Here is a 12,052-nt window from a genome sequence, read left to right on the forward strand (position 1 = left end):
ACGTCCAAGTTCTCCACCTCCACGCCCCGCCCGTCCGGCAGCGCGAGGCGCACCTCCGCGCCGGTGATGTCCACGCGCCCCACGCCCACGCGGGTCAGCGGCGTGAGCGGGCACGTCCCGTCGGAGGAAGGCGGGGCCGAGGAGGGCCGGGACAAATCCAGCGCCACGCGCGGATGCCGCACTCGCACATGGCCCAGCATGAAGCGGCGGGACAGCGGAGACAGGAAGCCCAGCCCCACCTCCGCCTCGTCCGCGGCGAACAGCGGCGTGTCCCTGCCCGGCGCGAACACCGACACGCCGTGCAGCACCACGCGCGAGCCCAGCGGATCCAACTCGCACCGGCCGATGCCGATGCCCACGCCCAGCAGGTCCGGCAGCTGCCTGCGCGCCAGGGTGCAGGCGGCGTCCCAGGTGAACGGCTGACGCAACAGCAGGATGCTCCCCGACACCACGAGGAGCACCAACAAGAGCGCCTTGCGCGCTGCACTGTTGCGGCTGGGGAGGGACAAGCCGCTAGAGCTTACCGAGTCCCTCGAGGTAGCGGTCGATCTCCGCCAGGTCGATTTTGGTGTTCGCCGTCCGGGGCAGCGAGGTGGCGGGCGCGCTCGCTCGCTCGCTTGCCTGGGAAGCAGCCGAGCCACCCTGGAGCCCCAGGTTGTTGCCGATGCGGTGCACCAGCTCCGCGCCGATGGTCTCCGAGCGCGCGAGGAACGCCTCGAAGAGGGCGTTGTCGCACAGGGTGTTGATGACGCGCGGGGTGCCGCCGGAGTGCTCGTGCACGGCGAGCAGCGCCTCCGGAGTGAAAGGCATGCGCGGGCAGCCGGCGAGCCGCAGCCGGTGCTTCACGTACGCCTCCGTGGACTCCGCCGTGAAGGGCTCCAGCTTGTAGCGGAGCGCCACGCGCTGGGCGAGCGGCGGGTCCAGCTTCAGGTTCTTTTCAATCTCCGGCAGGCCGAAGAAGACGAAGGAGATGAGCTTGCGCTCCGGCACTTCCAGGTTGAGCAGCCCCCGGAACTCCTCCATGAGCTCGCGCGTCTCCAGCATCTGCGCCTCGTCGATGAGGACGACGGCCTTCTTGCCGGACTCATAGATTTGCAGCAGCCGCTGGTAGAGCTGCGACAGGAGCGCCAGCTTCTCCTGCGCGGGGTTCTCCACGCCCAGCTGGAGCGCGATGCGGCGCAGGAGCCACTGGGCGGTGATGCCCGAGTGGATGATGACGAGCAGCGCGGCCTCGTACTCGGACTCCGGAAGCGAGTCGAGCATGCGCCGGGCGAGCGTCGTCTTGCCCGCGCCGATGTCGCCAATGAGGATGGACAGGCCCTTCATGTAGCCCACGGCGTGCATCAGCCGCGTGAGGGCCTGCGAGTGCTGCGCGGAGTTGTAATAGAAGCGGCTCACCGGAGCGTTGGAGAACGGCTCCTGGGTGAGTTCGAAGAAATCGAGGTAGGTCGTCATCGCTCGCCGGGCCTCGTGGGGGGACGCGCTACACGTACCCTACTTTACGAGCCTTCGGCACGCCCGCGGCGGGAACCGGCGTCGCCGGGCCCTTTCCGGCGCGAGGCAGCGGGTCCTCCTCCGGTGCGGTCAGCGCCGACAGCCGCGTCACCTGCGACCCCACGTCGCGGTATTTCGCGTCCATGGCAGCCACCCGCTGGAAGTGGAAGAGCGCCTTGCCCTGCTCGTTGAGCGCGTCGTAGGCGCTCGCCAGCTCGAAGCCCAGCGCCTTGGCCACCTCGCCCGTCGCGAGCACGTTGGAGAGGCCTTCCTTGAACACCGCCACGGACTCTTCCGGCTTGCCGCGCAGCGTGTGCAGCATGCCAATCATCGTCAGGCAGTCCAGCTCGCGCGGAGTGCCCACGCTGCCCTGGCGGGCCACGTCGAACTCATGGACGGCGTCGTCCAGCAGGCCCATTTCCTTGTAGGCGATGCCCAGATCGTAGTGCGTGTCCACGTCCTCGGGCTTCACCACCTTGGCCAGGCCCTTCTTGAACTCGGCGAAGACCTCGTCCACCGAGTACTGGAAGTCCTCTTCCGCCGGGGGCACCGCCGCCAGCGACTCACCGCCCAGGTCGTCCAGCTCACCGGCCAGCTGCGCCGCCAGGTCGAACGCGTCGCCACCACCGGCGCCGTCGTCGAGCGACGCCTCCGTCACCGGCTGCACGGAAGGCACGTGCAGGGGCTCCGAGGGAGCGTCGCCCTCGGGGGCCGCGCCACCGCCGGCCTCCATCTCCTCCAGCCGCGCCATCAGCTCGCCGGCGCGCACGTGGCCGGGGAACGCGATGGCCACCGTCTCCAGGATTTCGCGCGCCTCTTCCAGCAGTCCCTGGTCGAGGAAGAACGACGCCTCGTCGCACTCCTCGGAGGCAGGCTCCTCCTCGGGCTCCGCTTCCGGCTCGGGCTCGGGCTCGGGCTCATCCGCCAGGGCCTCGGGCTCCGGCTCCGGCTCGTCCGCGAACGCCTCGGCCTGCGGCTCGTCGTAGGACAGCCCCTCCAGCGACGGCAGCACCATGTGCGCGGCCGTGGGCTCGTCTTCGTACTCGTCGCCCAGCGACATGTCGCCCGTGTACGAGGGCTCTTCCGCCGGCGCTGCGAAGCTTTCGTCCAGGCCCGCGTCGTCCAGCGCGGACGCATCCAGGGGCGCGAGCCCCACGCGCGTGGGCGCGTCGTCGTCCTCGCCCAGCGACATGCCGGGTTCGACCAGGGCCTCGTCGTCGTCGCTGTCGCCCAGCGTCGGCAACTGGCGCGTGTTCGGCGCGGCCTCTTCCAGCAGCGCGCGCGACGGGGACAGGATGCGCGTGGGGGGCGCCTCTTCCTCGTCGCCCAGCGACATGCCGCCCGGCTCGTCCGCGAGCACCATGGGCTCGTCGCCCGCGTCCGCCGCGTACGCCAGCGCGTCGTCCTGCGCGACCAGCGGCTCGTCGTCCAAGCCTCCGGAGACATCCGAACCGCCCAGGCCCGGCTCGTCCGCGAGCACCAGCGAGTCCTCGTCGGACCCCATCACCAGGTCGTCCTGCGGCGGCAGGTCGTAGACGGTGTTCTCGGCGGAGCTGATGGGCTCGCCCATCACGGCTTCCTCGCCGCTCAACGTGGTCTCCGAGACCTCGTCGTCGACGATTTCGTCCGAGTCCGACCCGTGGCTCAGCGCCGCGAGCGCCAGCTCGTCACCCCCGGGCTGCGCGAGCGCGTCCTCCGGCGGCTCCGCGACGAGGATCTCGTCCTCGTTGGAGTCCACCAGGATGGCGTCCTCCTCCAGCGACTCCACGCCCGGCGTCGCCGCCGGCGCCACGAAGCCCCCTTCCGCGCGGAGCACGGACAGGAAGGCGGGCACCTCGGGATGCGCCGGGTTCTCCTGGAGGATGGTCGCCAGGTACGGCTGCGCGCGCTGCACGTCCGCGCGGCGCGTGCACAGGCGCAGCACGTTGAGCAGCTGCTCGGACGCCTGCGCGCCGTTATTGGCCGCCACGTAGATGTGGTACGCCTTTTCGTGCGCGTCCAGGTTCTCCGGATCCACGGAGAAGACCTTGCGCAGGTGCTCCAGCGCTTTGTCGTGGAGCCCGTACTTCACGTAGACGTCCGTCTCCGTCAGCAGCTTGGCCAGCTGCTCGCGGCTCATGCCCGCGGGCGCGGGAGGCACCACGGCCGCGGGCGGCGCGGCGGGCGCGGGACGGGACGGGGGCGCCGCGGGGGCCGGCGCGCTCCACGCGGGCGCGGCCTCCTCCACGGGATGGTGCGCGGAGACAGGCTCGGGCTCCGGCTCCGGTTCGGCGACGGGCCCCCGGCGCGCGAGCAGATCCGGATCCTGCGGATCCAGCAGTTCAATCTGCGTCCACACGCCGTCGGACTCAGCGGTGCGGCCGCGCTCCTGGTGGATCTTCGCGAGCTCCTTGTAGACGGACACCGTCTTGGAGATCTGGCCCAGCCCCTGGAACGCCTGGGCCAGCAGCGTCAGCGTCTCCACGTCGCGGCCATCCGCCTTGAAGCACACCTGGAGCTTGGCGAGCGCGCGCTTCTGGTCGCCGCGCTGCAGGTACGACGCGGCCAGCTCCTTCGCGAGCGGGAGGTTGTCCGGCTCCAGCGCGGAGAGGCGCTCCGCGACGCGAAGCCAGTCATCCGCGCGCGCGTTGCGCTTGAGGTACTCCGCGGCGCGCTTGAACTCCTGCGCCGCTTCCTTCGTCATGTTCTCGCGCGCGTACAGCTCCGCGAGCTTGATCTTCGACGCCACGTTCTCCGGGTCGAGATCCACCATCTTCTTCAGCGTGTCGAGGCTCGACTTGGTGTCGCCCGCCTTGTCGTAGTGGTTGGCGACGATCTGGAAGTACGCCATCGCCTCCGACATCAAGCCCAGCTGCTGGTGCAGCTCCGCCAGCTTGAGGTTCACCTCCAGCAGGTTCGGGTTGAGCTTGAGGACCTGCTTGTAGAGGGCGACGGCCTTGAGGAAGAAGCCGTCCGAGGAGTAGCTCTCCGCGACCTTGGTGAAGAAGTGCGCCGCCTGCGCGTTGTCGTTCTTCTTCTGGTACAGCTCCCCCATCTTCTGGAGGACCCGGATGTCCTTCGGGTCGACCTCCAGGACCTTCTGATACTCCTTGATGGCTTTGTCGTACGCGCCCTTCGCGACCAGCTTCGCGGCGGCTTCGATGATCTTGTTCTTGTCCATCGAGCGTGCGCTTCCGACAGGCAGAAACCCCGAGGAACTTCGCGGGTTTCAGTCCTTCTCTGGGGGGGAGCATCGGAGGCTAACGGAATCCTCCGATGCGGGTCAAGAAACAGCCTGCCCTCCCCCAGGGCTGGATCACCCGCCTGGACGCTCGCACGCCCGGCGGGTTTTCCACGCCTTCACGGCAAGGCGCTACGGAGTCTCTTCCACGGCCTTCTTCAGCCGGCGCGAACCCGTCTCGCTCGCCAGCAGGCGCTCCACGAAGCGGGTGTCGTAGTTGCCCTCCTGGAAGGACTCCTCCGCCAGTGCGGCCCGGTGGAACGGGATGTTGGTGCGGATGCCCTCCACGACGTACTCGGAGAGCGCGCGCTGCATGCGGCGGATGGCCGTCTCGCGGTCCTCCGCGTGCACGATGAGCTTGGACAACAGGCTGTCGTAGTGCGGCAGCACCGTGTAGTTCTCGTACGCGGCGGAGTCCACGCGCACGCCGTAGCCACCCGGCACGCTGTAGCCCGTAATCTTGCCCGGCCACGGAGCGAAGGTGACGGGGTCCTCCGCGTTCACGCGGCACTCGATGGCGTGCCCGCGTATCTGCACGTCTTCCTGCTTGAAGCGCAGGGGGTGCCCGTAGGCCATGCGGATCTGCTCACGGACCAGGTCCACGCCCATGACCAACTCCGTCACGGGGTGCTCCACCTGGATGCGCGTGTTCATCTCCATGAAGTAGAACTCGCCGCGCTCGTCGAGCAGGTACTCGATGGTGCCCACGTTGTTGTAGCGGATCTTCCGCATCGCGGCGACGGACACCTCGCCCATGCGCTGGCGCAGCTCCGGCGTGAGCGCGGGGGATGGGCTCTCCTCGATGAGCTTCTGGTGCCGCCGCTGCACGGAGCACTCACGCTCGTTGAGGTGGATGACGTTCCCGTGCTCGTCCGCGACGATTTGAATCTCGATGTGGCGCGGCTTCTCCACGTACCGCTCGATGTAGAGGTCGCCGTTGTTGAAGCTGGCCAGGGCCTCCGCCTGCGCGGTGGAGAACGCCTGCGCGAGCACACCCGGCTCGCGGACGATCTTCATGCCCTTGCCGCCACCGCCCGCCGCCGCCTTCAGGATGACCGGGAACCCAATCTCCTTCGCGAAGGCCTCCGCCTCGCGCGGATCCTTCACCACGCCGGGGCTGCCCGGGAGCAACGGCAGGCCGGCCTCGCGGGCCGCGGCGCGCGCGCGCACCTTGTTGCCCATCAGCCGCAGCATCTCCGGGCGCGGGCCAATGAAGCGGATCTTGCAGTTCTCGCAGACCTCCGCGAACTCGGCGTTCTCCGACAGGAAGCCGTAGCCCGGGTGGATGGCGTCCGCGCGGGTGATCTCCGCCGCGGAGAGCAGCTGCGGCACGTTGAGGTAGCTCTCCTTGGACGGAGGCGGCCCGATGCAGACGGCCTCGTCCGCGAAGCGCACGTGCAGCGCGTTGGCGTCAGCAGTGGAGTGCACCGCCACGGTGGCGATGCCCAGCTCACGGCATGCGCGGATGACCCGCAGGGCAATCTCCCCGCGGTTGGCGACCAGAACCTTCTTGAACACGGCCGTGCTCCTTCGCGAGGGCCTGGGGCGCGTCCCGCCCGGAGAGGGCCGGACGCGCCTGACGGGTCAGCAGACTCAGGCCGGCTCGATGCGGAACAGCGCCTGGCCGAACTCCACCGGGCGACCGTTCTCCACGAGGACTTCGGCGATGCGGCCGGAGACCTCGGACTCGATTTCGTTCATCAACTTCATCGCTTCCACGATGCAGAGCACCTGGCCCTTGCGCACCACCGTGCCCACGTCCACGAACGGGGGCTGATCCGGCGCGGGGGTCCGGTAGAACGTCCCCACGAAGGGGCTGGTCACCTGGTGGCCCGGCTTCTCCGCGGGCTTCTCCGGCGCCGTGGCGGCGGCGGCCGCGGGCGCGGCGGCGGGCGCCATCCGCGGGGCGGCCGGAGCGGCGTACTCCACCGGCGGCGACACCGTCACCCCGGGACCCGAGGGCGCCGTGTGGTGGACGATGGTCGTCTCCGGCGCGTGACCGCGGCGGATGTAGAGCTTCTCCGGGCCCTTCGTCCACACCAACCGGGTGACGTCGGAGGCCTCCAGGATTTCGACGATTTGCCGGAGGGCCTCCACGTCCAGCGACGTGGTACCCGCATCCCGCCCGGAGGCCGCGCCCGAGGACACGGTCGGCCGGGTTGCCTTGCGCTTCGTTGCCATTCGGACCCCTCCCGGGTCGCCAGGTGAAGGGAAGCTGCTCTCAGCCGCCAGTGGCCACGCGGGTGAGGTACTTGCCACCTTCACGCGTGTCGATCTTCAGCACGTCGCCCTCGTTGATGAACAGGGGCACGTTGACGCTGTAGCCGGTCTCCAGCGTGGCGGGCTTCAGGGCGCCGGACACGGTGTCGCCGCGCACGCCCGGGTCGCACTTGATGACCTTGAGGTCCACGGAGTTCGGCAGCGTCACGTTGATGGCCTTGCCGTTCCAGAAGAGGATCTCGACGTCGAGGCTCTCCTTCAGGAAGTTGACCGACTCCCCGAGGCCTTCCTTGGTCAGGAAGGTCTGCTCGAAGGTCTTCTTCTCCATGAAGTGATACTCGTCGCCCTGGACATACAGGAACTGCATGTCCTTGGACTCGATGTCCGGGGTCCCCACCTTGTCGCCGGACTTCAGCGTGGGCTCCAGGACGCGACCGTCCAGCAGGCTGCGGATCTTGGTGCGGGTGAAGGAGGAGCCCTTCCCAGGCTTGACGTGCTGGAAGTACTCGATGACGTACGGCTTGTCCTCCCACAAGATCTTCAAACCATTGCGGAATTCAGACGTATCGACATACCCGGCCATGGGACCGACTCCTGGGACGAACGTAAAGGCGAAAGTCCGGGGTGTCTAGCCCATGCCCTGGTTCCTGCAAAGGGGAAAGCGGAGGCACGCTGCGTCGCCGGGCAGGGTCAACAAGCCCCTGCCCGAGCGGACGTGCGCGGCTACAACTCCGCCTTCACCTGCGGCGCGGTGACGCGCAGGACATAGCGCCCCTTGCCGAAGTTCCCGTCCGCGCGCAGGGCCAACACCAGGAAGTATTCCGGCGTCAGCATGCGCATCACGGTGAGGACCTTCTCGCTGTTGACGGACACCTCGGTGACGGTGCCCGTCTTCAGGGATTCGGCCGCGTTCTTCAACTGCGTGAGCAGGTTGGCGTACTCCACCCAGGTGCCGGAGACGTCCAGCTCCGTGGCTTCGTCCTTTTGGAACGTCTCCACGGAGATGCCGTCGAAGCCCATCACGCTGCACGCGAGGGCTCCGTCCACCTGGTTCACCACCGCTTCAAGGTGCGTGCGGAAGGCCATCTAGCCCCCGACGATCGGGGCCGCCGGCCCGCTCTGGCACGAGGGATACAGACCGTCCTGGCCGGCACCCGAACCACAAGGGCCCTCCGGGACCTCGGGGTCCTCACCTGGCCCGCAGGTCCGAAGCGAGGCGGCCCCATTGGCGACATCGATGCCGAAGACGATCTCGTTCGACTCGAACTTCTTGCCGCCCGACGCGAACTTGCCCGTGAACTGCGCGGTGACCCGCACCGTGGCCGTCGCGGTCCCGGACAGGGCGGCCCGCAAGGCCGTCGCGGCTTCCGCGGTCATCAGGTTGACCACCAGCCGGTTCGTATCCGACGCGGGATTGATGGTCGCCGAGTAGGGAACCTCGCCGTCGGGGATGCTGATGTTCGGCGTCGAGGCGTAGGACAGCTTCAGCGTGTCCACGAAGGCGGTGGCGGAGCCTCCGACGTTGGTCTCCGGATCCAGCGGAACGCCGTTCACGTCGATGGGCGTGCTCGTGTAGTTCGACTTGACGACGAGCCCCAACAGGTACCCGTTCCGATAGGCCAGGTTGAGCGAACCATTCGCGATGCCGGTATCGCCGACGTTGAACGAGCAGGACTCGTCCGGCTGGATGGTCTGGAGGATCTGGACGACGGGGGTGCTTTCGGAGCACGAGCAGAGCCCGAGCGACAGGGCCGCCGCGATGAGGAAGGGCTTCATTGGAATGTCTCTCCCAATCAGGGTGCGAGGCCGTTAGAGGCTCTGCGCGATGGTCTGCCGGTTGAGGATGCGGGGCGTGATGAAGATGAGCAGTTCCTGCCGCTCGTCCGTCTCCAGGGTGCTCCGGAAGAAGAAGCCGAGCACGGGAATCTTCGACAGGAAGGGCACCGATTCAGCCGAGGTGCTGCCGCGGCGCACGTAGATGCCGCCGATGACCGTGGTGTCGCCATCCTTCACGAGGACCTGGGTGTTGGCCTCCTTGCGCTGGATGGACGGCTGGCCGTTGGCACCGGTGTTGGACGGGTCCGGCTGGTTGTTCTGCGCCTGGATGGACATGAGGATGCTGCCGTCCTGGGTGATGTGCGGCGTGACTTCCAGCGACAGGCGCGCTTCCACGAAGGTCGTGTTCACGCCGCCGGCCGACGTCTGGCTGAACGGGATGGACAGACCCTGGCTGATGCGGGCCGTGTTGTTGTCCAGCGTGGTGACCTTGGGCGACGAGATGGTCTTCACCGTGCCCTCGGACTCCGCCGCCGACAGGCGCAGGTTGAGCTGCACGGCGCCGCCCGCAGAGCCGAAGGCGAAGCCCATGGCGCCACCGACGCCCGCACCCACCGCCGCCGGCAGGTTCACCGCGAAGTTGGGCTGGGCCGGAACACCCGGGGCCGTGCCACCCGCGCCGCCCGTGACACCGACGGTGCTGGGGAAGATGAGGCCGGTCGGGTTGCCGGACGCGGCCGACAGACGCGTCTGACCGCCCCACTGCACGCCCAGGTTGCGGCTGAAGTTGGTGCTCGCCTCCACGATGCGGCTCTCGATGAGGACCTGCGGCGTCTGGGTATCCAGGCTGCGCACCAGGGCGCGCGCCTTCTCCGTGTTGGAGCGGATGTCCTTGATGATGAGCACGTTGGTGCGCACATCCACCGTCACCGTGCCGCGGTCGCTGAGCACGTCCTTCACGCGCGACGACATGTCGTTGGCCACCGCGTAGTTCACCGGCACCAGGCTGACCAGCAGGTCCTCCTGCTGCTGCAGCGACTTCTTGCGCTCCTGGCGCAGCCGCGCCTCCTCTTCCAGGGTCTTCAGCGGCGCGATGCGGATGATGTTGCCCACCTGCTCCTGGCCCAGTTGCTTGGTGCGCAGGATGAGGTCCAGCGCCTGGTCCCAGGGCACGTTGCGCAGGCGGATGGTCACGCGGCCGCCCACGTCATCGGCCACGACGATGTTGCGCTTGGAGATCTCCGCGATGACGCGCAGCAGGTTCTGGATGTCGATGTCCTTGAACTCGAAGGACACGCGCTTGCCACGGTAGCGCGCCTGCTGGGGCGCGCCCTCCGCCGCGTACGCCGGGGCCTCCGCCGTGAAGCCGGCGGTGCGCTGGGTGACGGCCACCTCCTCCGTCTTCACGCCCTGCACGTCCAGCCGCCAGCTCAGGCTGTTGGCGCCCTGGGTGACGTTCTCCTCGATGGCGCCGTCCGCGGCGACCACCAGGCGAACCTTGCGGCCCTCACCCGGCACGCTGAAGGCGCTGATCATCTTCACCGGCGTGTCCAGCGCGCTGGTGTCCAGGCTGCGCTCCAGCTTCTTGGGCAGCCGCGCGTTCTCCAGCGTCAGCACCGCGCTGCGCGGATCCGGCCGGTCCACCTTCCACGCCGTCGCGCCGGACAGCTTCAGCTGCACGCGGCCGCCCGACGGGCTCTCGTCGAAGGACAGGTCCTTGACCTCCACCACCGCCAGCTGCGGCGCGGCCTGCGCCACCGCGGGCTGCGGCTTCGCCGACTCCTGCACGGGCAGGGGCTGCGGGCGCAGGGGCTCCGTCTCCGCCACCGCGTCACGCGGCTGCGAGGGCTTGGACTTGCGAGCCACCGCGCTTCCCAGCACGACTTCCAGGCCACGCTCGGCGCGGTCCACGCGGTAGGCGGGCATGTCGCCCTTGGCCACGAGCACCAGGCGAACCTTGTCCTCGTGGGCGCCCACGCGCACGTCCTTGAGCAGGTTGCCCTTCACCTTGGGCGCCTTCGCGCTCAGGCCCACGCCGTACACGTCCACGGCCAGGCGCGGCGGGTCCACCAGCTCCAGGACCTCGAAGCGGGCGATCTCGCCGTCGGCGGCGACGCGCAGCGACTCGCCTTCCAGGGACAGCCGGGTGATGTGCTGGGCCGGGTGGGCCACCTCGCGCTCATCCGCCTCCGTGGCGACGACGTTCTCACGGCCCGGCGCCTGGGACGGGGCGACCTTGGAGGACGTCCCCTCCTCCGGCACCACCGCCACCATCGCCTCCACCACGGGCGCGGGCGCGGCCTTCACCGGCGCGGCGGCGACCGCCTGCGCGGGCTCGGCCGGCTTCGCTTCGGCCGGAGCCTGCGGAGCCTGGGCGGTCGCGGCGGCGGGGGCCACCGGCGAGCCGTCCACGGAGATGACCACGCGGTTGCCTTCCGCGCGGACGTCGTACTGGGAGGCCTGGTCGAGCGCCACCAGCACGCGGCCCACGCTGGCGCGCGCGTCGGAGAACTGGGCGGCCACCACGCCGGACACCGGACCGGTGCCGTCATGGTGCCCCTTGATGCCGGTGGCATCCGCGGACGACAGGTCCACCACCAGCCGCTCCGGCCCACTGAGCCGGAAGACGGTGAAGGTGGGCGGCCGGGTCCCGGTCACCACGACCTGGGCACCGGCTCCCGTCCGGGACACCTGCAGGTCCCTCAGCGTATTGAGATCCGCGCCGTACACCTTGGCGCTTGCCAGGACGACCGCCCATGCGGTCGCCATGATCCACTTGCCCCTCGTCACAGCGCTCTGCTCGAGCATGCGTCCCCTCAACAAGTTGGATGCGGGCGACGACTGCCCGCGGGCGCGCCGTGGGGCGCTACTCCCAGTTCTTGCCCGTCATCAGGTTGTAGGCGGGGTCCTTCACACCATCCGCCTTGAGCTGGAGACTCACCGGATTGCTGATGAGCTCGCCCTTGGCGCCCGTGAAGACCTCGGTGACGGTGACCGAGTCCCGTAGAATCTGTGTGACCTTGCCGCCCTGGCGCCCCACGCGGGTGTTGCGCCGGACGATGTGTCCGCGACCCAGGGGGTCCTCGACCATCGCCAGTGGGCTGGCATCCCCCGTGACGACCGCCACCAGCTTGAGCTGGTCGAGGTCGAACACGCACAGGGGTTCATTGCAGGCCCGCTCCGGTGCGTCACGCGCCACCGGCCCGAGCTCCTCCAGCGGACTGCGGAATGGATCCCGCTTGCCCACCGGACTGTAGGTGTAGACGAACATTGGCGCCGCCGACGCCTCGGTCTTCTCCGCCACTGGGGCCGGCGCGGGGGCGGCGGCCTTGGGGGGAGCAG

The 12,052-nt window shown here is 69.0% G+C and carries 9 protein-coding genes and 1 pseudogene; all 10 read right to left on the reverse strand.

Going from position 1 to position 12,052, the window contains the following annotated elements:
• Window positions 1-509: pseudogene (locus tag D7V77_RS35350) on the reverse strand (translocation/assembly module TamB); the annotation flags it as partial.
• Window positions 510-513: 4 nt separating this feature from the next.
• Window positions 514-1,455, reverse strand: coding sequence for an ExeA family protein (locus D7V77_RS35355; protein ID WP_120580675.1), 942 nt, complete (start codon window positions 1,453-1,455; stop codon window positions 514-516).
• Between the two features lie 28 nt (window positions 1,456-1,483).
• A complete protein-coding gene (locus tag D7V77_RS35360; RefSeq protein WP_120580676.1) occupies window positions 1,484-4,654 on the reverse strand; it encodes a tetratricopeptide repeat protein in 3,171 nt (1,056 codons plus the stop codon).
• Window positions 4,655-4,846: 192 nt separating this feature from the next.
• Window positions 4,847-6,232: an acetyl-CoA carboxylase biotin carboxylase subunit gene (accC, locus tag D7V77_RS35365; RefSeq protein ID WP_120580677.1), complete on the reverse strand. Its 1,386-nt coding sequence runs from the start codon at window positions 6,230-6,232 to the stop codon at window positions 4,847-4,849.
• Between the two features lie 75 nt (window positions 6,233-6,307).
• Complete coding sequence (gene accB, locus D7V77_RS35370) at window positions 6,308-6,895, reverse strand: acetyl-CoA carboxylase biotin carboxyl carrier protein (RefSeq protein ID WP_120580678.1); 588 nt, start codon at window positions 6,893-6,895, stop codon at window positions 6,308-6,310.
• A 40-nt stretch (window positions 6,896-6,935) separates the two neighbouring features.
• A complete protein-coding gene (gene efp, locus D7V77_RS35375) occupies window positions 6,936-7,517 on the reverse strand; it encodes an elongation factor P (protein ID WP_120580679.1) in 582 nt (193 codons plus the stop codon).
• 140 nt (window positions 7,518-7,657) lie between these two features.
• On the reverse strand, window positions 7,658-8,020 hold the full coding sequence (locus D7V77_RS35380) for a hypothetical protein (RefSeq protein WP_120566331.1): 363 nt from the start codon (window positions 8,018-8,020) through the stop codon (window positions 7,658-7,660).
• A complete protein-coding gene (locus D7V77_RS35385) occupies window positions 8,021-8,710 on the reverse strand; it encodes a hypothetical protein (RefSeq protein WP_120580680.1) in 690 nt (229 codons plus the stop codon).
• Between the two features lie 33 nt (window positions 8,711-8,743).
• Window positions 8,744-11,518, reverse strand: a complete 2,775-nt coding sequence (gene pilQ / locus D7V77_RS35390; RefSeq protein ID WP_120580681.1) for a type IV pilus secretin PilQ — start codon at window positions 11,516-11,518, stop codon at window positions 8,744-8,746.
• A gap of 58 nt (window positions 11,519-11,576) precedes the next feature.
• Window positions 11,577-12,052 (reverse strand): pilus assembly protein PilP (locus tag D7V77_RS35395; protein WP_120580682.1); only part of this gene is annotated, 476 nt, incomplete at its 5' end.

The organism is Corallococcus sp. CA041A, from assembly GCF_003612075.1.
GTDB classification, from domain to species: Bacteria; Myxococcota; Myxococcia; order Myxococcales; family Myxococcaceae; genus Corallococcus; species Corallococcus exiguus.